This window comes from Streptomyces sp. NPDC050485 (assembly GCF_044458185.1).
GTDB lineage: Bacteria > Actinomycetota > Actinomycetes > Streptomycetales > Streptomycetaceae > Streptomyces.
This window is the reverse complement of sequence record NZ_JBITHR010000014.1, coordinates 218454-239217: the sequence shown is the minus strand read 5'-3', so window position 1 is coordinate 239217 and position 20764 is coordinate 218454. Positions and strand designations below refer to the sequence as shown.

Here is a 20764-nt window from a genome sequence, read left to right as displayed (position 1 = left end):
CACCCACACCCCATACGACAACGTCGGCCTTCAAGACCACAACCAGGTCCTGAAGGCCGACGTCACGCGAACCCCCGGATTAACCAACAGCATCCTGATGGCGCGGGGGCGGTGTCATGCCCGTACCCATGACATCCGTCATGTTCAAGCCACGACGCGCGCCACTGCCGCCGCGCGGGGCCGTGGGTGAATCTGGATCCATGACGCAGACAGCCCCTCCCGCTGAGCGCACCGCGCAGTCCGTGGTGAGCTTCGAGAACGTGAACAAGAGCTACGGCGATGTCCGGGCCGTGGCCGACCTGACGCTGGCGCTGCACCCCGGCGAGACGGTCGCCCTGCTCGGCCCCAACGGCGCCGGCAAGTCCTCCACGCTCGACCTGCTCCTCGGCCTGCGCAACGCCGACTCCGGTTCGGTCCGCCTCTTCGGCATGACGCCCGCGCAGGCCATCAACGCCGGCAAGGTCGGCGCGATGCTGCAGAGCGGCGGGCTGATGGAGGACGTGACCGTGCGCGAGCTGGTCAAGCTCGGCTGCGACCTGCACCCGCAGCCGCACCCGGTGGCCGAGGTCATGGACCGCGCGGGGATCGCGCAGATCGCCGACCGCAAGGTCAACAAGCTCTCCGGCGGCCAGGAGCAGCGAGTCCGCTTCGCGCTCGCGACCGCCGGGGCCAACGACCTGATCGTCCTGGACGAGCCGACGACCGGCATGGACGTCACCGCCCGCCAGGCGTTCTGGGCGACCATGCGCGAGCAGGCGGCCCAGGGGCGTACGGTCCTGTTCGCCACGCACTACCTCGAAGAGGCCGACGCGATCGCCGACCGGGTGCTCGTCCTGCACAAGGGCCGGCTCCTGGCGGACGGCACCGCGGCCGAGATCAAGGCGAAGGCGGGCGCCCGGCGGGTCAGCTTCGACCTGGAGGGCGCCATCGACGAGGCCGCCCTGCGCGGGCTGCCGTTCCTGTCCACGATCGACGTCTCGGGCCGCACCGTCCGCATCCAGTCGCACGACGCCGACGCGACGATGCACGCGGTGTACGGACTCGGCCTCTACCCCCGCAACCTCGAAGTCGCGGGCCTCGGCCTGGAGCAGGCCTTCGTCGCCATCACCTCGGCCGAGGAGGCCAACACAGCATGAACACTCTGATCAAGCTCGAAATCACCCGCACCCTGCGGAACAAGAAGTTCATGTTCTTCTCGGTGATCTACCCCTCGGCGCTCTACCTGCTCTTCGCGGCCTCGCAGAACAGCACCACCAAGGTCAAAGGCACCGACCTCACCTTCCCCGCCCTCTACATGGTCTCGATGGCGTCCTTCGGCGCGATCACCGCCGTCCTCATGGGCAACAGCGAGAAGATCGCCAAGGAGCGCGAGAAGGGCTGGGTGCGCCAGCTGCGCCTGACCACGCTTCCCGGCCGCGGCTACGTCCTCGCGAAGATCGCCAGCGCCGCCGTCGTCACCCTGCCCTGCATCGTGGTGGTGTTCGTCGTCGCGGCGCTGTCCAAGGGCGTGCGGTTCGAGGCCTGGCAGTGGGGCGCGCTGACCGTCGCCATCTGGGCGGGTTCGCTCTGCTTCGCAGCCCTCGGCGTCGCGATCGGCTACATCGCCAGCGGTGACGCGGTCCGCCCGATCACGATGATCATCTACTTCGGCATGTCGATCCTGGGCGGCCTGTGGATGCCGAGCACGGTCTTCCCGCAGTGGCTGCAGAACATCGCGGAGTGGCTGCCCACGCACGCGTACGCTGCCCTGGGACAGGCCATCGAGCTGGGCAACGCCCCGCACGGCAAGGATCTCGCCATCCTCGTCTTCTACTTCCTGCTCTTCGCGGGCGGCGCGGCATGGCTGTACCGGAAGGACACCCTGAAGGCGTGAGTGCCGTGAACCAGGGCCGCGGGAAGGACGCGGCGGCGCGGATCGGGCAGCGTCCCGAGACGCGCCGCCAGATGTGGCAGAAGCTGATGTGGGTCGGCATCTGGCTGGCCTTCATGGGCGCCCCGATCAGCGATCTGGTCGACGGGAACCACACCGCCGTGCCCACCGTGCTCGGCTGGCTGGGCCTCGCCTCCTTCATCACCGTCTACCTGGCCCTGGTCCTGCGGCACACCGCCCGCCCGCCGGCCCACGCGACGGTCTACGGCCTGCTCGGCGTCCAGGCGGCCCTCGCGATCTCGCTCTCCCTCACCCTCGGTGCGCCGTGGCTGGTGCTCTTCGTGTACGTGTCCGTCTCGTGCGGCGCGGCCCTGCCGATGGCGATGGCGAGCTGGGCGATCGTCGCGTCGACCGGCACGATGACCCTGATCGGGGTACGTGTCACCCACGTCGGCGACGTGGTGCCCGGCCTCGTCATCCCCGCCTTCCTCGGCGGCTTCGCGATGACGGGCGTACGCCATCTGATCCGTACCTCGGTGGAGCTGCGCGAGGCGCGCGCCACGGTGGCCCAACTGGCCGCGAACGAGGAGCGGTTGAGGATGGCGCGCGATCTGCACGACCTGCTCGGCCACTCGCTATCCCTCATCACGCTGAAGAGCGAGCTGGCCGGGCGGATGCTCCCGGGCCACCCCGAGCAGGCGGCTCAGCAGGTGGCGGACATCGAGCAGGTGAGCCGCCAGGCGCTGGTCGACGTACGGGCCGCCGTGAGCGGCTACCGCAGGGCCACGCTGCCCGCCGAACTCGCGGGCGCGCGTACCGCGTTGAGCGCCGCCGGCATCGAGGTGGACCTGCCGACCGAGGCCCCCGAAGGGCTGCCCGCCGCCGAGGAGGAGGTGCTCGCCTGGGTGCTGCGCGAGGCGGCCACCAATGTCGTACGCCACAGCGGCGCCCGGCACTGCAAGGTCACCATCGGCGAACGCCAGACCCTCGACGGCCGCTTCCTCGAACTCCGGGTCCAGGACGACGGCCAGAGCCGGGCCGGCTCCCCGGCGCCGGTCGCGGGCAACGGTCTGACGGGCCTCGCGGAGCGCCTGGAGAAGGTGTCCGGTGTCCTGGAGACCGACTCCGGCCGCAAGGGCTTCACGCTGATCGCACGGATTCCGGTGATTCCGGATCCGTCCGAAATCCCTCTAGTATCCGGGACATGATCCGACTCCTCCTGGCCGAAGACCAGTCCATGGTCCGTGAGGCCCTAGCCGCGCTGCTCGGCCTGGAGCCGGACATGGAGGTGGTGGCGCAGGCCGCCCGTGGGGACGAGGTCCTTGCGGCGGCCCGCGCCCACGCGGTGGATGTCGCCCTGCTCGACATCGAGATGCCGGGCATGACGGGCATAGCGGCGGCGGCCCTGCTGCACCGCGAACTCCCGGCGGTGAAGATCGTCATCCTGACCACCTTCGGCCGCCCCGGATACCTCCGCAGCGCCATGGAGTCGGGCGCTTCCGCGTTCCTGGTCAAGGACGCCCCGGCGGCCCAACTGGCCACGGCGGTACGGAAGGTCCTCGCGGGCGAGCGGGTCATCGACCCGACGCTGGCGGCGGCCGCGCTGGCCGAGGGCGCGAACCCCCTGACCGACCGCGAACGCGACGTACTGCGCGCGGCGGCGGACGGCGCGACCAACGCCGAACTGGCCACGGCCCTCTGCCTCTCCCAGGGCACGGTCCGCAACTACCTCTCGACGGCCATCCAGAAACTGGCCGCCCGCAACCGCGCGGAGGCGGTCCGCATCGCCCGCGAAAAGGGCTGGCTGTAAGCCCGCGCCGCCCTCCTTAGGAGGGCGGGCCAAGCACCACCCCGCGCCCCGCGTAGAAGCGGCCGAGCTCGTGCCACGGGACGCGGGCGAACTCCTGTGAGCCGCCGGGGAAGCCGGACGGATTGTGCAGGACGACGGCCTCCTCGGTGGTCCCCACCGCGAGGACCAGATGACCGCCGCGCCGCCGCGGATCCGGACCCAGCTCACGCACCCCCGGGTCCACCGAGAGCATCAACAGCCGCCCGGATCCGATGAGTTCGGGGATCGCAGCGATCGGGAGGTCCGGCCGCGACTGGGCCTCCAGGCCCCACCGGGTCCGTACGTACGAGGCGAACGGCGCGTAGATCAGGCCGTCGAGGCGGTCGCCGCGGCGGACGTACGCGCCGGCCTCCACGCAGTCGGCCGCGAGCGCCATCGCGGTGGGCGCCGAGCCCCGCCAGTGTTCGAGCGCCATCCGCAGACAGGCCACCCCGCACAGCTGCCGCGCCCACCACGCGTACTCCGTCGCGCTCGCCGCCCCGTACTCGGGCCACCGCGGGTCCTCGGCCGCCGACAGCGTGCCGGTGACGATCGCCGGCACGAGCTCGGGTGAGGCCCACTGGGAGTGGTACGGGACGGGGTGGATGATCTCTGCGCGCTGGTGGGTCATGGGCACAGGAGCCTAAGGCGGTGTCCGGCCGTGCCCCGTCGGACACTCCCTGAACCCGCAGGCCGGAGCGGGTCAGTTCAGCATGGCCCGGGCCGCGCGGGCTCTTCGGCGGATCGATTCCGCCGCGGCCGGTTCGACCGGCTCCACCACGTCCGCGTAATGGTCGAGCTCGGCGGCGCCGGCCAGGAAGTCGCCCCGCTGGACCAGGAGCTGGGCGCGTTCGTAGCGCAGCCGGGCCGGGTGGGACGGCAGGAGCAGCGACAGGTCCACGGCCCACAGGGCCACGTCGCTGTGTTCCGGGCGGGCCGCCGCCCAGGCGCGGATGTTGTTCAGGATGCGCAGGACGATGTCCAGTGGGTCGGCCGGGGTCAGCATCGACTCGTCGAGCGGGGCGCCCGTCGCGCCGGCCACCAGGAGTTCCGCGTCGGCGGCGGTCAGCAGCCGGCCCCCGTCGAACGGGTCGGCCAGGACCTGGTCCTGCCGGGGGCCGAAGCCCACCACGAAGTGGCCGGGGAGCGCCACCCCGTACACCGGCGCCCCGGCCCGCCGCGCCACCTCGATCCAGACCACCGAGAGCAGGATCGGCAGGCCGCGTCTGCGCCGCAGCACCTCGGGCAGCAGGGACGACTCCAGCCGCTGGTAGTCGGCCTGGCCGCCTCTGAAGTCGCAGGCGCCGCCGAGGAGTTCGGCCATCGCCAGGGCCCAGGCGCGCGAGCCGGTGAGGCCGAAGGGGAGCAGGCCGGCCAGCCGGTCCAGCTCGATGTGGGCGGCGTCGATGCCCCGCTGCCCGAGCGAGGGGTCGGCGACCGCGCCGATGAGCAGGCAGAGCGTCACCACGTCGGGGCGCTCCGAGCGGGCCTCCTCGGCGAACTCCCGCCGCCAGTCGGGGACTTCCGGATCCATGTCGGCCTCGTACCCGGTCAGGTGGAGCGGATGTGGGGGCGGAAGTGGTGATAGCTGTGGTGCGTCGCGAAGCCCTGGCCCTCGTAGAGCGCGCGGGCGCCGTCGTTGTCCGCCTCCACCTGGAGCCAGGCCGCCGATGCGCCCTCGTCCAGGGCCCGGCGGGCCAGCGCGGTCATCACGGCCGTCGCGAGACCCCGGCGGCGGTGCGCCGGGTCGACCTCGACCGCCATGAAGCCCGCCCAGCGGCCGTCCACCACGCACCGCCCGATCGCGGCGGGCGCCTCCCCGGCGCCGGGCACGGCGGCGAACCAGACCGACGGGCCGCTGTTCAGGACCTTCAGCACGTGCTCGCCCGGTGTCACCGACCGCTGGTAGCGGCTCAGCCACGCTGCGTCGACGGTACGGGCGAGGCGGACCCGGGACACGTCCGCGTCGAGGTCGCCGATGGGCGCGAGCGCCGCGATCCGCACCTCGGCGCTCACCTCGCGCTCCCAGCCCGCCTGTTCAAGATCCGCACAGAGCCGCTCCTGGGCGCCCGCGGCGCCCGTCGAGGCCTGGACGTACGCGGGGAGCCCGCGGGCCGCGTACCAGCCGCGTACGTACGCGAGGGCGTCCGTGAGCGGCATTCCGGGGTCGCCCAGCGGGAGGGCCGAGTTCGCTCGGCGGGTGAATCCGGCCGCCGCCCGCAGCGTCCACTCGCCGAGCCGCTCGCTCTCCACCGGCTGCCAGGCGCGGGCCAGGACCGGCGCGAGCTCCGCGAAGGAGGTGGCCGGGCCGCGGCGGCGGGCCGGGGCCGCGGGGACGACCTTGCCCGCCACCAGGGAGGACTCCTCGATGCGTACGGTCTCGCCGCTCTTTCGTGTGATCGAAAGCACGCCGTTGTCCCACGATGTGAGAACGCCGACCGTGTCGGTGAACAGGGAGCCTGGAGTTCCGCTGGAGCTCAGGCGCCGGACTGATACGCGTTTGCCCGTATCGGCAGCCGTAATTCGGACCTCAAGCCGTCCGCCGGTGGTGAATTCCACAGGTCTCTCCGCCCCTCCTGTTCGGATCGCGTCCCGAACCGGAGATACTAGGTGTGGGCATCGACGACGCCGCGCTCCCGCGCGCCACGTGGACGGAGCCGCAGATCGGCCCGCCGCGCCCTATCGAGGAGGAACGACAGCGTGACCTACGTCATCGCGCAGCCTTGTGTCGACGTCAAGGACAAGGCGTGTATCGAAGAGTGCCCGGTCGACTGCATCTACGAGGGCTCCCGGTCCTTGTACATCCACCCGGATGAATGCGTCGACTGCGGCGCCTGCGAGCCGGTGTGCCCGGTCGAGGCGATCTTCTACGAGGACGACACCCCGGAGGAGTGGAAGGACTACTACAAGGCGAATGTCGAGTTCTTCGACGAGCTCGGTTCGCCCGGTGGCGCCTCCAAGCTGGGCCTGATTGAGCGGGACCACCCCTTCATCGCTGCGCTGCCGCCGCAGAACGGCTGAGCGCGCTTCCCCAGGCCCCGTACGGCTCAGCTGCCGTACGGGGCCGCGGTGTTTCCCGACCCTGTTGCCCCGCCGTACGTACGAGAAAGTGAGCCCCTTTCGTGAGCGCAGTCTCCTCGCGCCTGCCCGTCTTCCCCTGGGACAAGCTGGAGCCGTACAAGGCGACGGCCGCAGCCCACCCGGACGGCATCGTGGACCTCTCCGTCGGCACGCCCGTCGACCCGGTCCCGGCCCTCGTCCAGCAGGCCCTGATCGATGCGGCGGACTCGCCCGGCTACCCGACCGTGTGGGGGACCGCCGCGCTGCGGGACGCCATCAAGGGATGGCTTGAGGGGCGGCTCGGCGCGCGCTCCGTCGAGCACACCAACATCCTGCCCGTCATGGGCTCCAAGGAGCTGGTGGCCTGGCTGCCGACCCAGCTCGGGCTCGGCGCGGGCGACCAGGTGGCCTACCCGCGGCTCGCGTACCCGACGTACGAGGTCGGCGCGCGGCTGTGCGGCGCGGAGCCCGTCGTCTACGACACTGAGACATTTGCGGCTGACCCCGCGGGGACCGAGCTCGACCCCACGCACCTCAAGCTGCTCTGGCTCAACTCGCCGTCCAATCCGACCGGCCGGGTCCTCGCCAAGGACGAGCTGGTGCGCATCGTGGCCTGGGCGCGCGAGCACGGCGTGCTGGTCTTCTCCGACGAGTGCTACTTCGAGCTGGGCTGGGAGGCCGAGCCGGTTTCCGTGCTGCACCCGGACGTGTGCGGCGGCAGCTTCGAGGGCATCGTGTCCGTCCACTCGCTGTCCAAGCGCTCCAACCTGGCCGGCTACCGGGCCGCCTTCATCGCCGGTGACGCGGAGGTGCTCGGCGAGCTGCTCCAGATCCGCAAGCACGGCGGCATGATGACCGCCGCGCCCGTGCAGGCGGCCACCGTCGCAGCGCTGGGCGACGACACGCACGTACGGGAGCAGCGGGCGCGGTACGCGGCCCGGCGCTCCGCGTTGCGCGAGGCCCTGGAGAAGCACGGCTTCCGCATCGAGCACAGCGAGGCCAGCCTCTACCTGTGGGCGACCCGCGACGAGGGCTGCTGGGAGACGGTGGCGCACCTCGCCGGACTCGGCATCCTGGTGGCGCCCGGCGACTTCTACGGCACTGCGGGCGAGCGGTTCGTGCGGGTCGCGTTCACGGCGACCGACGAGCGGGTCGAGGCGGCCGTGAAGCGGCTCGGCCAGTAGTCCGCGGGCGTACGCGGACGGTCGGTGGTGCGCGGGTGTACGCGGAAGGGGCCCGGGGAGTTCTCACTCCCCGGGCCCCTTCGCATCACCCCAGTGCCGGTCAGCCGCCGATCGGCAGCCCCTTCAGGGGGAGCTGGTCGGTGGTCGGCAGGCCCTGGGTGGTGGGCAGGCCGCCGGTCGGGAGGCCGCTCTGGGCGGCCGTGCCGGCGGTCGAGCCGAGGATCTCGCCGGCGCTGCTCGCCGCGTCACCCGCCGCCTTCTGCGCGACCGGGGTGGCCGCCCGGCCCGCCTGTCCGACGGTCCTGCCCGCGGCCGGCACGGCGCTCTTGACCGTGGCGGCGCCGGTCTCACCGGCCAGGCCGGTGGCCTTCTGGGTCGCCCCGTCGAGGGTGTTGCTGACGGAGCTGGGGTCCATCTGGGTCAGGCCGCTCAGATTGGGGGCGGCCTGGGGCAGGTCCACGGCACTTGCGGAGCCGGCCGCACCGACCACGGGCGCTGCACCTGCCGCGATGAGCAGCGCGGCGCGGGCGATCCGGCGGGTCAGGGGGAGGGACATGGTGCTCCTTCAGACGGGTTGGAGATTTCTGCTGTCCGGTCTCGGACGCAGTGACAACCGCCGTTGGGGGGAGGGAAGTTGCGGCGACCCCGGGCAAAGAGTTTGCAATGCGTCGCATTATCTACTGTGGATAAAAACGGGCAAATGAATGCGTTCAGGAATCGCTGATGATGCGTCAGATCCCTTTGTTCGCAAGGGGATTGACGATTCATCACGGCAGTGTCCGGACGCGGGTACGAAACGCCCTGCGGGGAATGACACAGTGCCCCGATCGAGTGTGTTCCCGAACGGGTGCCCGGTTCCTTGTGACGGGTGCCCGGTTCCTTATGGGGTGAGGGTGATCCGTACCTCGTCCACGGCGGCGCCCGCGGCACCCGCCGCGGAATCCGGCGAGGGGGCGGAGGCGGCCGTGGCCGTGGCGGGGGCCGCGGTCCAGCCCTTGGCCGCGTCGTCCGCGCGCCAGGCGCGGCCCGCGTAGGAGACCTGGGCGATGTGCAGCGCCTCGGCCTGCGCCACCGCCCAGTGCGCGAGCGCCCAGCCGCGCTGCTCACGGCCGGAGCCGGAGGCCCCCGCGTCGTCGGCGACCCGGACCGGCACCGCGACCTCCTGGCCCGCGCCGGGCGGCTGCTTCGCGGGCACCACGCCCTCGCCGAACGCCTGCGTCAGATCGGCGCGCACCTTCACCGGATCGCCGGGCTGCACGTTCTTGGCCACCGTGCAGGTCAGTGCCGCGGACTGGCGCCCGGTCAGCGCCGCGGTCAGCACCGTCGCGTCCGGCTCGTGCTTCGCGTACGCCTGCGGGAAGCCGCTGCGCTGCACCTTCTGCGCCGCCACCGTCAGTGGAAGCCGGGAGTAGCCCGGGACCTCGGCGAGGTGCTTGTAGAACTTCCCGGCCGAGTACACCGGGTCCATGATCTGCTCGGCGGTGCCCCAGCCCTGCGAGGGCCGCTGCTGGAAGAGGCCGAGCGAGTCCCGGTCGCCATGGTCCAGATTGCGCAGGCCCGACTCCTGGAGCGCGGTGGCGAGCGCGATCGTCACGGCCCGCTCCGGCATCCCGCGCGAGATGCCGACGGCCGTGATCGTCGCCGCGTTCTGCGCCTGCTCGGGGCTCATCCCGAACGTGGCGCCCTCCCCGCTGCCCGTGCCCGCCACGCATCTGGGCGCGCCGGGACCTCCGCTCATGTACTGAACCACCAGATATCCGGCGATCGCGAGCAGGACGACGAGGGCCGCCGTGATGCGCAGGAGGCGGCCGCGTCGGGAGGGGCGCGGGAGGTCGATGGGCTCGGACACGGTGCCCACCGTACTGGAGCGTCCTGTGACGCCCGGAGGTGGAGTTAGGGTCGGGCGCATGGCTGAAACCACCCTGGATCTCACCGCGGACGCCCCCGCGCTCACCGCCCGGCTCGTCGACTTCCCCTCCGAGAGCGGCCAGGAGAAGCCCCTCGCCGACGCCATCGAGCGCGAGCTGCGCAAGCTGGCGCACCTCACCGTCGACCGGTACGGCAACAACATCGTGGCGCGCACGAACCTGGGCCGCGCAGAGCGGGTCATCCTGGCCGGCCACATCGACACCGTGCCGATCGCCGACAACGTGCCCTCCCGCCTGGACGACGACGGCCTGCTGTGGGGCTGCGGGACCAGCGACATGAAGTCGGGCGTGGCGGTGCAGCTGCGGATCGCGCAGACGGTGGCCGAGCCCAACCGCGACCTCACGTTCGTGTTCTACGACAACGAGGAGGTCGCGGCCCACCTCAACGGCCTCGGCAAGGTCGCCGAGGCTCACCCGGACTGGCTGGAGGGCGACTTCGCGGTGCTGCTCGAAGGCTCCAACGCCGAGGTCGAGGGCGGCTGCCAGGGCACCCTGCGGGTCCTCCTGAAGACCAGCGGCGAGCGCGCCCACTCCGCCCGCAGCTGGATGGGCTCCAACGCCATCCACACGGTTGCCCCGATCCTGGCGAAGCTGGCGGCGTACGAGCCGCGCCGCCCGGTGATCGAGGGCCTGGAGTACCACGAGGGCCTCAACGCGGTACGTATCGAGGGCGGCGTCGCCAACAACGTGATCCCGGACGAGTGCACGGTCACCGTCAACTACCGGTATGCGCCCGACCTCACCCGCGATCAGGCCATCGCCCACGTCCGCAAGGTGTTCGCCGACTGCGACATCGCGGAGTTCATCGTCGACGACCACTCGGGAGGCGCGCTGCCCGGCCTCTCGCACCCGGCCGCGGCCGCCTTCATGGCGGCGGTCGGCGGCACCGCGCACCCCAAGTTCGGCTGGACCGACGTCGCGCGCTTCGGCGACCTGGGCGTCCCCGCCGTCAACTACGGGCCGGGCGACCCGGTGCTGGCCCACAAGCGCGACGAGCGCGTCGCCGTCGAGCGGATCACGCACTGCGAGCTGCGGCTGCGGGCCTGGCTGACCGACTGAGCGGCCCCCGCCCGGCCGCGGCCGGGCGGGCCGACCGGCTCGGAGCCGTTGTTCAAGGCCCCGGTGGCGGTGTGGCCTGCCTGAATTCCTCCGTTCGTAACGTTCGCCGACCTACCCTGGCTGGGCAAGCGCAACATCGTCAGCGGAGGGAGCACGGCATGGCCAACCCCGAGGGAGCACCGTTTCCGGCGGAGCAGCGGCTTGAGCAGCGGCTAGGGCCGGTGCTGCGCCGCCGCGACCAGGTGCAGGCCGGCACCACCGACCAGCGACTGCTCGACTCCGAAGGCGACTCCGAGTGGGTGCACACAGACCCCTGGCGGGTCATGCGCATCCAGTCCGAATTCGTCGAGGGCTTCGGCGCGCTGGCCGAACTGCCCAGCGCCATCAGCGTGTTCGGCTCGGCCCGGACGGAGCCCGGCTCGCCCGAGTACGACGCGGGCGTGCGGCTCGGCCGGGCGCTGGTCGACGCGGGCTTCGCCGTGATCACCGGCGGCGGGCCCGGCGCGATGGAGGCCGCGAACCGGGGCGCCAGGGAGGGCAAGGGCATCTCCGTGGGCCTCGGCATCGAGCTCCCCTTCGAGCAGGGGCTCAACCAGCACGTCGACATCGGGGTCAACTTCCGCTACTTCTTCGTGCGCAAGACCATGTTCGTCAAGTACGCCCAGGGCTTCGTCGTGCTGCCGGGCGGACTCGGCACGCTGGACGAGCTGTTCGAGGCCCTGACCCTGGTCCAGACCCGCAAGGTCACCCGCTTCCCGATCGTGCTGTTCGGCACGGAGTACTGGGGCGGTCTGGTGGCCTGGCTGCGCGACACCGTGGTGGGCCAGGGCAAGGCCTCCGCGGGCGACCTCCTGCTGTTCCACGTCACGGACGACGTGGACGAGGCGGTGGCGCTGGTGACGAAGGAGGTCGGGCGGTAGCCGAGCTCCAGGGGGTGTCCAGCGGGTCGGGCCGCGCCTGCGGCCATGACCCGCCGGACCCGTCTCAGGCCAGCCCCCGCCGGGCGACGGCCGGGGGACGGTGGCCCGCGATGGACGCCACCATGTCGAGCACCTGCCAGGTCTCGGCGACCTCGTGCACGCGGTAGACCCGGGCGCCCAGCCACGCGGACACCGCCGTCGTCGCCAGCGTGCCGACCAGCCGCTCCTTCACCGGCCGGTCCAGCGTCTCGCCCACGAAGTCCTTGTTGGACAGCGAGACCAGGACCGGCCACCCGGTGTCCGCCATCTCCTCCAGGCGCCGCGTCGCCTCCAGGCTGTGCCGGGTGTTCTTCCCGAAGTCGTGACCGGGGTCGATCATGATCCCGTCGGGCCGCACGCCCAGCTCCAGGGCCCGCTCGGCAAGCCCCACGGTCACCCGCAGGATGTCCGCCATGACGTCGTCGTACGCGATCCGGTGCGGCCGGGTGCGCGGCTCCACGCCGCCCGCGTGCGTGCAGACCAGGCCGGCGCCGTAGCGGGCCGCGACCTCGGCCAGCTTCGGGTCGACACCGCCCCACGCGTCGTTCAGGACGTCCGCGCCGGCCTCGCACACCGCCGCGCCCACGTCGTGCCGCCAGGTGTCGACGCTGATCACGACCTCGGGGAACCTCTTGCGCACCTCGGCGACGAAACCGACCGTGCGCCGCGCCTCCTCCTCGGCCGTCACCTCGTCGCCGGGGCCCGCCTTCACCCCGCCGATGTCGATGATGGCGGCGCCCTCCGCCACCGCCTGCTCCACCCGGGCCAGGGCGGGCTCGTCGCGGAACGTCGCGCCCTGGTCGTAGAAGGAGTCGGGGGTCCGGTTCACGATGGCCATGATCACCGGCTCGTGCGCGGCGAATTCGCGTCGGCCAAGCCGCAGCGTGCCGCGGTCCGTTCCGCTGTGCATCCCCTGTGTCCTCCGCTGTGCTCCCGGGCTGGTGTCCGCCTGCGACCCTAACTGTCAGTGCCGCATGGCACGATCGGACCCGACAGTTTCCGGCGTCGGGAAGAGGCTCGCTCGTGTTCTGGTTCTTGCTGATCGCGATGGTCGTCGTGGTCGCCGCGGTGACCCTCGCGGTGGTGGGCGGCGGCGGTGACGACGGCGGGGTGCTGCCGGGCGCCGAGCCGGAGCACCTGGTGGATCCGCTCCCCGAGCACCGCCCCGTGGCCCGGGGCGACCTGGAGGCGCTGCGCATCCCGGTGGTGCTGCGGGGCTACCGGATGGCGGACGTGGACGACGTGCTGAGCAGGCTGGGCGCCGAGCTCGCCGAGCGGGACGCGCGGATCACCGAGCTCCAGTCGGCCCTGAGCGGCGGCCGCCCGACGCCTCCGGCGGGCCCCACCTCGTCCTCGCGGCCCGACGACCGTCCCGCGCCCGACGAGCGCCAGGACCGGCCGAGGATCCCGCTCGACGGCCGCCGGGACCGGCCACGGCTCCCGGAGACGCACCGGCCCGGGACCGGCGAGCCGTCCGACGAGGAGCCCCAGCGATGACCGTTGCGATCCCCGGCCCCGACGGCCGGCTGCGCTGCCCCTGGGGGCTGTCCACGGAGGACTACGTGGCGTACCACGACACCGAGTGGGGCCGCCCGGTGCACGGCGATGACGCGCTGTACGAGCGGCTCTGCCTGGAGGCTTTCCAGTCGGGGCTCTCGTGGATCACGATCCTGCGCCGCCGCGAGGGCTTCCGGCGCGCCTTCGCGGACTTCAAGATCCCGGCGGTGGCCGAGTTCACCGACGCGGACAAGGAGCGGCTGCTCGGTGACGAGGGCATCATCCGCAACCGCGCCAAGATCGACGCGACGGTCGCCAACGCGCGGGTCCTCGCCGAGTGGTCACCCGGCGAACTCGACACCCTGATCTGGTCGTACGCTCCGGACCCGGCCGCCCGCCCGGCCCCCCGGACACTGGCGGACGTCCCGGCCGTCACCGACGAGTCGACGGCCCTGTCCAAGGCCCTGAAGAAGCGAGGCCTGCGCTTCATCGGCCCGACGACGGCGTACGCCCTGATGCAGGCCTGCGGTCTGGTGGACGACCACCTGGCTGACTGCGTGGCGCGGGGCGGCGCTTGATGTGGCGCGGGGCGGCGCCTGAGGGCACCGCCCGTACGACCCGGCCGCTCAGCGGTCAGCGGCCGACGTACTTCGGCTTCTCCTTCGCGAGGAACGCCGCCACCGCGATCGCGTGGTCCTCGGAGGCGCCCGCGTTCGTCTGGAGCTCGTCCTCCTTCTCCAGCGTCTCGGCGAGCGTGTGTGCCGAGGCGTACGCCAGGGACTCCTTCAGGGCGCCGTACGCCACCGTCGGCCCGGCGGCCAGCGTGCGGGCCACCGCGAGGGCCTCTGCGGCCAGCTCGGCGGCCGGGACGACCTTGTTGACCAGGCCCACCTCGTACGCCTCCTGGGCGGAGATCGAGCGGGGGAAGAGCAGCAGGTCGGCGGCGCGCGACTGGCCGATCAGCCGCGGCAGGGTCCACGAGACGCCCGAGTCGGCGGTCAGGGCCACCCCGGCGAACGACGTGTTGAACGCCGCCGTGTCCGCGGCCACCCGGTAGTCCGCGGCCAGCGCGAAACCGAGCCCGGCGCCCGCCGCGACCCCGTTGACGCCGGCCACCACGGGCTTCGGCATCTCCGTGAGCGCCCTCAGGATCGGGTTGTAGTGCTCCTGCACGGTGCTCATGGTCTGCCCCGTGCCGGTCTCGCGGTCCGCCGTCAGCGAAGCCACGTGCTCCTTGAGGTCCTGGCCGACGCAGAACGCCCGGCCGGTCGCTGTGAGCAGCACGGCCCGTACCGCCGGGTCCGCCGCGGCGGCCCGCACCGCCTCGCGGAGCGCGATCTTCGCCTCCGTGTTCATGGCGTTCATGGCCTCGGGCCGGTTGATCGTGATCGTCGCGAGCCCGTCGCTCACCTCGTACAGCACGGTGTCGGCCATGGTCGGATCCCCTCCGTCGCGGATACTGCGCGGTCGTCGTGTCCGCCCAGCATGGCGGAGATCACCAGTGGTGGGCATGTGACCTGCGTCAAACGTCGGCCTCCGGGAGGAACCCGCGGCGGCGAAGTATCGCAGGCGGATCGCCGAATTGGGTGGTTTTGATAGAGCGCGTTGCGCAAGCGATGCGGACCGATGTTGGTCATCGGGTCCTGCGATGCGGGATAATGACCTGGAAGCAATGTGTTCGATGCCGTGACGCGTGCCCAATCCCGGGGGCCGTCGGCTGACGATGAGCTGGTTTCAGGAAGGGGAACGAGCATGGCGGCCATGAAGCCGCGGACGGGCGACGGCCCGCTCGAGGTGACCAAGGAGGGGCGGGGCATTGTCATGCGCGTTCCGCTCGAAGGCGGCGGTCGGCTTGTCGTCGAGCTGACTCCGGACGAGGCCGATGCCCTCGGCGACGCCCTGAAGAAGGTCGTCGGCTGAGTTAGCGGGCCCGACCCAGACTCTTTGCACCGCCCCGGTTCGGTATGTACGACTGTGCATGCCGTGCCGGGGCTGTGCTGCTTCCGGGGGCCGGTGGCGGATGTGTTTCCGAGTGCCGCGCCGGGCCGGGTTTCGATCGGCGGGGTGTGGCAGCCGGGTCAGCCGCGGCGTACCGCGCAGAGCAGTCCGTCGCCGACCGGCAGCAGCGACTCGACCAGCTCCGTGCTCTCGCGCACCGCGCGCAGCAGTTCCCGCAGCCGCAGCACCTCGGCCGGCTGCACCCCCGAATCGACCGTGCGGCCGTCCGCGAAGACACCCTCGAAGCAGACGATTCCGCCGGGCCGCAAGAGGCGCAACGATTCAGCGAGGCAGTCGAGGGACTCGGTCCGGTCGCCGTCGCAGAACACCAGGTCGTACCCGCCGTCCGCGAGCCGCGGCAGTACGTCCAGGGCGCGCCCGGGAATGAAACGCGCCCGGTTGGCGGCGAAGCCCGCCGCGCGGAACGCCTGCTTGGCGAACTGCTGGCGGTCCGGCTCCGGGTCGACGGTGGTCAGCACGCCGTCCGGCCGCAGGCCCTGCAGGAGGTAGATGCCGGAGACGCCGGTGCCGGTACCGATCTCGGCGACCGCCTTGGCGTCCGCCGTGGCAGCGAGCAGCCGCAGCGCGGCGCCGGTCCCCGGGGACACTGAACGCAGACCTGCCTCGCGGGCCCGGTCACGGGCCCAGCGCAGCGCGTCGTCCTCGGCGACAAAGGCGTCGGCGAACGCCCAGCTCGTCTGCCGGTTGGCGGTAATGGCCCTCTCCTGTCCCCTTGGTTGGCGCAACCGTGACTGTATCCGCTGGAGTCGGGAACCCGCAGATGGGACCGCGCGTTAAGGAGGACAGGGGGAACGGCGGGGGGAGCGCATGGACAAGTTCGGAGCAGAGGGCCGGAAGCAGGTCCCAAATGCACGTAAAGATTCTTATCCGGAGCTAACGGGCGAGGTGGCTATGGTAGGGGCTCCACTGGACACCACCAGAGCCGACAGGGGAGGTGCGGCTGCGCCTGTGGATCGGGGAGGAGTGCTGCGGCGCTTTCTCAGGTCGGCGGGTGAGCCGAAATCCGTGACCTACATTGCTGACCGTTCCCGCGCTACCAGCTCCGCAACTACCGCGACCTTCGCCGACGCGGATTCCCAGGCGTGGACTCCCCCTTCGTGGGAGGAGATCGTCAGCACGCACAGCGGCCGCGTCTACCGCCTCGCCTACCGCCTGACGGGCAATCAGCACGATGCGGAGGACCTCACCCAGGAGGTCTTCGTCCGCGTCTTCCGCTCCCTGTCGACGTACACGCCGGGCACCTTCGAGGGCTGGCTGCACCGCATCACCACCAACCTCTTCCTCGACATGGTCCGCCGCCGCCAGCGGATCCGCTTCGACGCGCTCGGCGACGACGCGGCGGAGCGCCTGCCCAGCCGCGAGCCCTCGCCCCAACAGGTCTTCAACGACGCCCACTTCGACGCCGACGTACAGCAGGCGCTCGACACGCTGGCGCCCGAGTTCCGTGCGGCCGTCGTCCTGTGCGACATCGAGGGCCTCTCCTACGAGGAGATCGCGGCCACCCTCGGAGTCAAGCTCGGCACCGTCCGCAGCCGGATCCACCGCGGCCGCTCCCACCTGCGCAAGGCACTTCAGCACCGCTCGCCCGAGGCCCGCGCGGAGCAGCAGCGCGCGCTCGCGGGGGTGGCGCCCGGAGTTCTCGGGGTGGTCGGAGAGGGGACGGCGTGAGTGGTACGAGTCCCACCCCGGCGGAACAACACCTGGGGGACCGGCTCGCCGCCCTGGTCGACGGCGAGCTGAACCACGATGCCCGCGAGCGGGTGCTGTCCCATCTGGCGACCTGCGCCAAGTGCAAGGCGGAGGCCGACGCGCAGCGCCGGCTGAAGAACGTGTTCGCCCAGGCGGCTCCACCGCCCCCCTCGGAAGGCTTCCTCGCCCGGCTCCAAGGGCTGTCCGACGGACCCGCCGGACCCGGGGGTGACGACGAGAATTCGGGGGGCCCGCTCGGCGGGGGGCGCCAGGCCGACGGGTTCTTCGGAGGACTCGGGGCGCTGAGTCCCGCCGCGGGCGGTCCCCGCGACCCGCGCGTTCCCCGCTCGGGCGGCTTCGGCTACGTCCCGGTCGGCTCCCACGCGGCGGTGCTGCCCGACGCGCTGGCTGGCGGCGGCTTCCGCATCCACGAGGTGGGCAGGTCCGAGCAGGACCGGTCCGGTTCGGTGTGGCGCGGCCGCAGGTTCGCGTTCGCCGCCGCAAGTGCCGTGTCCCTGGCGGCGATTGCGCTCGGCGGCACCCTGCCGCTGGGTTCGGCGAACGGCGCGCGTGCCGCGGGCGGCAGCAATGTCACCCCGCTGCGGTCCGGGGCCTCGGCGCCGAGCAGCAGCTCCGCCGAGGATCGCAGGCGCGGTGGCGGCGTGCTGGCGGCCGCGCCCGCGCAGTCCACGGCCCCGGCGGGCTTCACCAACCTCAGCGGCATGCCCGCGCAGAGCGGCCCCGTCCAGCCGCTGGGCGGAGCGTTCCCGGCGGGCCGGCTGAACGGCTCGTCCCTGCCTCCGTTGATACGGCCGGCGGTGGCGACCCTGCCGCTCACCACGACGGACCTCCCGGTGGGAGTGCTCGCCGCGGCCTCCTCCGCCACCCCGCCGGCACCGACGCACCTGGCGGCCCCGCTCGCCTCCGGGCTGCCGCTCACCGCCCGGCACTGACCGCGCCCTGCCGCCACCCCCGGCAACCTGGTTGAATCCGGGGGAGGGTGTCCGTCAGGGCACGCGGGTCAGCGAGTTGCGGGGAGAGCATGAACGAGGGGAAGCCCAGCGGGCCGAAGCCGAAGTGGTGGAGCCGCCCCCTGGCGGGCCGCCCCCGCCCCGCCCCCGAAACGCCGGCCACCCCCGCCGAACCCCCGTCCAACACCTACGACTTGGCCCCACCGACCCCGGTCGCCGAGCCGGTCCCGGTTGCCCAGCCGGTCCCGGGAAGCCCGTCCGCCGAGGCAGCTCCGATCGCTGAGGCAGCTCCGCCGACCCCGGTTGCCGATCCGATCCCGGGGAGCCCGTCCGATGAGGCAGTTACGGGAAGCCCGTCCGCCGATCCGATCCCGGGAAGCCCGGTCGCCGGTGCCGCCACGGTGCCGATGAGCCACGCCGACGTGCATGACGCAACCGTCGAGCCGCCCTCCGCCGCGCACGACACCCCCGTCCAAGCGCACCGCACCGACGTGCACGACATAGCCGCCGAGCCGACCTCCGCCGCACACGACGTACTCCCGGAACCGCGCCCCGAACCCCCCGCTCCCCGCCAGCCCCTGCACGCGCCCGACCCCTATGGGACGCCTCCCTATGGCGGGCCGGGGCCGTGGGCGCCCGCGCCGCCCGTGCAGCGGCCGGTGCCGACGCCGCCGGGCGGCACCGAGCTGCCCGCGCAGGCCACCTACGCCGCACCGCAGGCACCCGCACCGCAACCCGCGTACACCGCACCCCAGGCATCCGCGTCCCCGAGTTCCCAATGGGTCCAGTACGACCCCTGGGGCGCGCCCGCGGAGCCGCTCAGCACGGCCGGGCAGCCGGCGGCCCCAAAGCGGCGGCGCGGGGCGCTGCTGGTCGGGGCCGTGCTGCTCGCACTCGTCGCCGGAGGCATCGGCGGCGGTGTCGGGGCGTACGTCGAGCGCAATGGCGGTCTCACCAGCGTTCGGCTGCCGCAGGCGGGCAAGGAGCCGCAGGGCCGGGCCCCGGACAGCGTCGCCGGGATCGCCGCGAGCGCGCTGCCGAGCGTGGTCACCCTCCATGTCACGGGCGCCACCGAGTCCGGCACCGGCACCGGCTTCGTCCTCGACAACACCGGGCACATCCTCACCAACAACCACGTCGTCGAGCCCGTCGGCTCCTCGGGCAAGATCTCGGTGACCTTCAGCGGGGGCGAGAGCGCGCCCGCCGAGGTGGTCGGCCGCGACACCGGGTACGACCTCGCCGTCGTCAAGGTCGCCGGCGTATCGGGGCTGAAGCCGCTGCCGCTCGGGAACTCCGACAACGTGCTGGTCGGCGACCCGGTGGTGGCCATCGGCGCGCCCTTCGACCTCTCCAATACCGTCACCTCGGGGATCATCAGCGCCAAGGACCGCCCCATCACGGCGGGGGGCGACAAGGGCGACGGCACCGACGTCAGCTATGTCGACGCGCTCCAGACCGACGCCCCGATCAACCCGGGGAACTCCGGCGGCCCGCTGGTCGACTCCAGGGCCCGGGTCATCGGCATCAACAGCGCGATCAGGTCGGCGGGCAGCGGCAGCGCGGACGGCAGCGGCGGCCAGGCCGGTTCGATCGGGCTCGGCTTCGCCATACCGATCAATCAGGGCAAGCGGGTCGCCGAGGAGCTGATCAACTCCGGCAGGGCGACGCACCCGGTGATCGGCGTCACGCTCGACATGAAGTTCACCGGCGACGGCGCCCGCGTCGGCGACAAGTCGAACGACGGCGGACCCGGAGTGGCAGTCGGCGGACCGGGCGCCAAGGCGGGCGTCAGGTCGCAGGACGTGATCACCAAGGTGGACGGACAGCGGGTGCACAGCGGCGAGGAGCTGATAGTGAAGATCCGCGCGCACCGCCCCGGCGACCAGCTCAGGCTGACGCTCCAGCGGAACGGCAAGGAGCAGGAGCTCACCCTGACCCTGGGCTCCGCGTCCTGAGGCGTCCAGCCGTCCAGGCGTCGGCGCCTCCAGGCCTCCCCGGGCGTCCCCGACGATGCCCAAAGGTCACCCCGGATGTACCGGGCCGACAGTTTCGCCGGGTACCGTGGAGCGGTCCATGACTGGACGCGGAGCCGAGCAGCAAGCGCCGAGATCGCGAGCACTGAGAACACGAGGAGCAGCGGGTGTTCACTGACATAGGGCCCATGGAAGTGGTCACACTCGTGGTCCTCGCCGTGCTCATCTTCGGCCCGGACAAGCTGCCCAAGCTCATCCAGGACGTCTCCAACGTCATCCGCAAGGTGCGCAGCTTCTCCGAGAGCGCCAAGCAGGACATCCGGTCCGAGCTGGGTCCGGAGTTCAAGGACTTCGAGTTCGAGGACCTCAACCCCAAGACGTTCGTCCGCAAGCAGCTGATGGAGAACGACGACCTGGGGCTCAAGGACATCCGCAACAGTTTCGACCTGCGCAAGGACATCGAAGAGGTCGCGGACGCCGTGAACGGCCGGGAGGCGGCCACCGCCCCGGCGGCCGTCAACGGTTCGGTGAACGGCTCGGGCGGCACCCCGGACATGCTCAAGAAGCGCGAGAAGCTCGAGCCGGGCGAGCGCCCCCCGTTCGACGCCGACGCCACCTGATACACGCCAATCCGACATGGGCTTTTCCGACGAGCCGCACCGGGGTGGCTATCCTCCATCTGTCCGGCAGCCAGGACGCCCGAGGGGGGCGGGCCGCTCCGGACGCT

Annotated in this window: 24 protein-coding genes; 16 read left to right on the top strand and 8 right to left on the bottom strand. The window is 72.1% G+C overall.

Annotation, left to right across the window (positions count from 1 at the left end; translation table 11 throughout):
* The 5 genes from ACIBK6_RS27165 to ACIBK6_RS27145 all read left to right on the top strand — a co-directional run.
* Positions 1-190: hypothetical protein (locus ACIBK6_RS27165; RefSeq protein ID WP_399053982.1), on the top strand; the 190-nt coding region annotated here is incomplete at its 5' end.
* A gap of 10 nt (positions 191-200) precedes the next feature.
* A complete protein-coding gene (locus ACIBK6_RS27160; RefSeq protein ID WP_399053981.1) occupies positions 201-1136 on the top strand; it encodes an ABC transporter ATP-binding protein in 936 nt (311 codons plus the stop codon).
* Positions 1133-1873 (top strand): ABC transporter permease, encoded by a 741-nt coding sequence (locus tag ACIBK6_RS27155; RefSeq protein WP_399053980.1) that lies wholly within the window; start codon positions 1133-1135, stop codon positions 1871-1873. Before ACIBK6_RS27160 ends, ACIBK6_RS27155 begins: the two co-directional genes overlap by 4 nt.
* A 71-nt stretch (positions 1874-1944) precedes the next feature.
* Positions 1945-3078: a sensor histidine kinase gene (locus tag ACIBK6_RS27150; RefSeq protein ID WP_399053992.1), complete on the top strand. Its 1134-nt coding sequence runs from the start codon at positions 1945-1947 to the stop codon at positions 3076-3078.
* Complete coding sequence (locus tag ACIBK6_RS27145) at positions 3075-3680, top strand: response regulator (protein WP_399053979.1); 606 nt, start codon at positions 3075-3077, stop codon at positions 3678-3680. Before ACIBK6_RS27150 ends, ACIBK6_RS27145 begins: the two co-directional genes overlap by 4 nt.
* Before the next feature lie 16 nt (positions 3681-3696).
* Here the strand turns inward: ACIBK6_RS27145 and ACIBK6_RS27140 are convergent, their stop codons facing one another.
* The 3 genes from ACIBK6_RS27140 to ACIBK6_RS27130 all read right to left on the bottom strand — a co-directional run bounded on the left by ACIBK6_RS27140 (position 3697) and on the right by ACIBK6_RS27130 (position 6257).
* Positions 3697-4329 carry a C39 family peptidase gene (locus tag ACIBK6_RS27140; protein ID WP_399053978.1) on the bottom strand — a complete coding sequence of 211 codons (633 nt, stop codon included), beginning with the start codon at positions 4327-4329 and terminating at the stop codon, positions 3697-3699.
* Between the two features lie 72 nt (positions 4330-4401).
* Positions 4402-5232: a transglutaminase-like domain-containing protein gene (locus ACIBK6_RS27135; protein ID WP_399053977.1), complete on the bottom strand. Its 831-nt coding sequence runs from the start codon at positions 5230-5232 to the stop codon at positions 4402-4404.
* A gap of 17 nt (positions 5233-5249) precedes the next feature.
* Positions 5250-6257 carry a GNAT family N-acetyltransferase gene (locus tag ACIBK6_RS27130; protein ID WP_399053975.1) on the bottom strand — a complete coding sequence of 336 codons (1008 nt, stop codon included), beginning with the start codon at positions 6255-6257 and terminating at the stop codon, positions 5250-5252.
* 141 nt (positions 6258-6398) lie between these two features.
* On the opposite strand from ACIBK6_RS27130, the gene fdxA reads away from it, so the two are divergent.
* On the top strand, positions 6399-6719 hold the full coding sequence (fdxA, locus tag ACIBK6_RS27125) for a ferredoxin (protein WP_003985062.1): 321 nt from the start codon (positions 6399-6401) through the stop codon (positions 6717-6719).
* Between the two features lie 101 nt (positions 6720-6820).
* Positions 6821-7942, top strand: coding sequence for a succinyldiaminopimelate transaminase (gene dapC, locus ACIBK6_RS27120; RefSeq protein WP_399053973.1), 1122 nt, complete (start codon positions 6821-6823; stop codon positions 7940-7942).
* Positions 7943-8042: 100 nt separating this feature from the next.
* Here dapC and ACIBK6_RS27115 read toward each other — a convergent pair whose 3' ends face one another.
* Together ACIBK6_RS27115 and ACIBK6_RS27110 are read right to left on the bottom strand one after the other, a co-directional pair.
* Complete coding sequence (locus tag ACIBK6_RS27115; RefSeq protein WP_399053971.1) at positions 8043-8498, bottom strand: ATP-binding protein; 456 nt, start codon at positions 8496-8498, stop codon at positions 8043-8045.
* A 324-nt stretch (positions 8499-8822) separates the two neighbouring features.
* The gene (locus ACIBK6_RS27110; protein WP_399053970.1) at positions 8823-9800 is read right to left on the bottom strand and encodes a hypothetical protein; all 978 of its coding nucleotides are present in this window, start codon (positions 9798-9800) and stop codon (positions 8823-8825) included.
* Between the two features lie 49 nt (positions 9801-9849).
* Here ACIBK6_RS27110 and dapE point away from each other — a divergent pair, with 49 nt between their 5' ends.
* Entirely contained in the window at positions 9850-10929 is a 1080-nt protein-coding gene (gene dapE, locus ACIBK6_RS27105; protein ID WP_399053969.1) for a succinyl-diaminopimelate desuccinylase, read from the top strand.
* Between the two features lie 158 nt (positions 10930-11087).
* A complete protein-coding gene (locus tag ACIBK6_RS27100; protein ID WP_399053968.1) occupies positions 11088-11849 on the top strand; it encodes a TIGR00730 family Rossman fold protein in 762 nt (253 codons plus the stop codon).
* Positions 11850-11913: 64 nt separating this feature from the next.
* Here ACIBK6_RS27100 and folP read toward each other — a convergent pair whose 3' ends face one another.
* On the bottom strand, positions 11914-12798 hold the full coding sequence (gene folP, locus ACIBK6_RS27095; protein ID WP_399053967.1) for a dihydropteroate synthase: 885 nt from the start codon (positions 12796-12798) through the stop codon (positions 11914-11916).
* 113 nt (positions 12799-12911) lie between these two features.
* Between folP and ACIBK6_RS27090 the strand changes: the two genes are divergently transcribed.
* Together ACIBK6_RS27090 and ACIBK6_RS27085 are read left to right on the top strand one after the other, a co-directional pair.
* Positions 12912-13385 carry a hypothetical protein gene (locus tag ACIBK6_RS27090; protein ID WP_399053966.1) on the top strand — a complete coding sequence of 158 codons (474 nt, stop codon included), beginning with the start codon at positions 12912-12914 and terminating at the stop codon, positions 13383-13385.
* A complete protein-coding gene (locus tag ACIBK6_RS27085; RefSeq protein WP_399053965.1) occupies positions 13382-13963 on the top strand; it encodes a DNA-3-methyladenine glycosylase I in 582 nt (193 codons plus the stop codon). Before ACIBK6_RS27090 ends, ACIBK6_RS27085 begins: the two co-directional genes overlap by 4 nt.
* A gap of 55 nt (positions 13964-14018) precedes the next feature.
* On the opposite strand, the gene ACIBK6_RS27080 is transcribed toward ACIBK6_RS27085, so the two are convergent.
* The gene (locus ACIBK6_RS27080; protein WP_399053964.1) at positions 14019-14819 is read right to left on the bottom strand and encodes an enoyl-CoA hydratase/isomerase family protein; all 801 of its coding nucleotides are present in this window, start codon (positions 14817-14819) and stop codon (positions 14019-14021) included.
* 318 nt (positions 14820-15137) lie between these two features.
* Here ACIBK6_RS27080 and ACIBK6_RS27075 point away from each other — a divergent pair, with 318 nt between their 5' ends.
* Positions 15138-15305 carry a DUF3117 domain-containing protein gene (locus tag ACIBK6_RS27075; protein ID WP_003966491.1) on the top strand — a complete coding sequence of 56 codons (168 nt, stop codon included), beginning with the start codon at positions 15138-15140 and terminating at the stop codon, positions 15303-15305.
* A gap of 158 nt (positions 15306-15463) precedes the next feature.
* On the opposite strand, the gene ACIBK6_RS27070 is transcribed toward ACIBK6_RS27075, so the two are convergent.
* Positions 15464-16129, bottom strand: coding sequence for an O-methyltransferase (locus tag ACIBK6_RS27070; RefSeq protein ID WP_329463215.1), 666 nt, complete (start codon positions 16127-16129; stop codon positions 15464-15466).
* Between the two features lie 238 nt (positions 16130-16367).
* Here ACIBK6_RS27070 and sigE point away from each other — a divergent pair, with 238 nt between their 5' ends.
* The 4 genes from sigE to ACIBK6_RS27050 all read left to right on the top strand — a co-directional run bounded on the left by sigE (position 16368) and on the right by ACIBK6_RS27050 (position 20657).
* Positions 16368-17072: an RNA polymerase sigma factor SigE gene (gene sigE / locus ACIBK6_RS27065; protein ID WP_399053991.1), complete on the top strand. Its 705-nt coding sequence runs from the start codon at positions 16368-16370 to the stop codon at positions 17070-17072.
* Positions 17069-18046 carry an anti-sigma factor family protein gene (locus tag ACIBK6_RS27060; protein ID WP_399053962.1) on the top strand — a complete coding sequence of 326 codons (978 nt, stop codon included), beginning with the start codon at positions 17069-17071 and terminating at the stop codon, positions 18044-18046. Before sigE ends, ACIBK6_RS27060 begins: the two co-directional genes overlap by 4 nt.
* An 89-nt stretch (positions 18047-18135) precedes the next feature.
* Positions 18136-20019, top strand: coding sequence for a trypsin-like peptidase domain-containing protein (locus ACIBK6_RS27055; protein ID WP_399053961.1), 1884 nt, complete (start codon positions 18136-18138; stop codon positions 20017-20019).
* Positions 20020-20204: 185 nt separating this feature from the next.
* Positions 20205-20657, top strand: coding sequence for a sec-independent translocase (locus ACIBK6_RS27050; RefSeq protein WP_399053959.1), 453 nt, complete (start codon positions 20205-20207; stop codon positions 20655-20657).
* Positions 20658-20764: the final 107 nt, after the last annotated feature.

Coding starts and splice junctions, on each gene's coding strand:
- ACIBK6_RS27160 (WP_399053981.1), top strand. CDS start 201: ATGACGCAGACAGCCCCTCCCGCTGAGCGCACCGCGCAGTCCGTGGTG.
- ACIBK6_RS27155 (WP_399053980.1), top strand. CDS start 1,133: ATGAACACTCTGATCAAGCTCGAAATCACCCGCACCCTGCGGAACAAG.
- ACIBK6_RS27150 (WP_399053992.1), top strand. CDS start 1,945: ATGTGGCAGAAGCTGATGTGGGTCGGCATCTGGCTGGCCTTCATGGGC.
- ACIBK6_RS27145 (WP_399053979.1), top strand. CDS start 3,075: ATGATCCGACTCCTCCTGGCCGAAGACCAGTCCATGGTCCGTGAGGCC.
- ACIBK6_RS27140 (WP_399053978.1), bottom strand. CDS start 4,329: ATGACCCACCAGCGCGCAGAGATCATCCACCCCGTCCCGTACCACTCC.
- ACIBK6_RS27135 (WP_399053977.1), bottom strand. CDS start 5,232: ATGGATCCGGAAGTCCCCGACTGGCGGCGGGAGTTCGCCGAGGAGGCC.
- ACIBK6_RS27115 (WP_399053971.1), bottom strand. CDS start 8,498: ATGTCCCTCCCCCTGACCCGCCGGATCGCCCGCGCCGCGCTGCTCATC.
- dapE (WP_399053969.1), top strand. CDS start 9,850: ATGGCTGAAACCACCCTGGATCTCACCGCGGACGCCCCCGCGCTCACC.
- ACIBK6_RS27100 (WP_399053968.1), top strand. CDS start 11,088: ATGGCCAACCCCGAGGGAGCACCGTTTCCGGCGGAGCAGCGGCTTGAG.
- folP (WP_399053967.1), bottom strand. CDS start 12,798: ATGCACAGCGGAACGGACCGCGGCACGCTGCGGCTTGGCCGACGCGAA.
- ACIBK6_RS27085 (WP_399053965.1), top strand. CDS start 13,382: ATGACCGTTGCGATCCCCGGCCCCGACGGCCGGCTGCGCTGCCCCTGG.
- ACIBK6_RS27080 (WP_399053964.1), bottom strand. CDS start 14,819: ATGGCCGACACCGTGCTGTACGAGGTGAGCGACGGGCTCGCGACGATC.
- ACIBK6_RS27075 (WP_003966491.1), top strand. CDS start 15,138: ATGGCGGCCATGAAGCCGCGGACGGGCGACGGCCCGCTCGAGGTGACC.
- ACIBK6_RS27055 (WP_399053961.1), top strand. CDS start 18,136: ATGAACGAGGGGAAGCCCAGCGGGCCGAAGCCGAAGTGGTGGAGCCGC.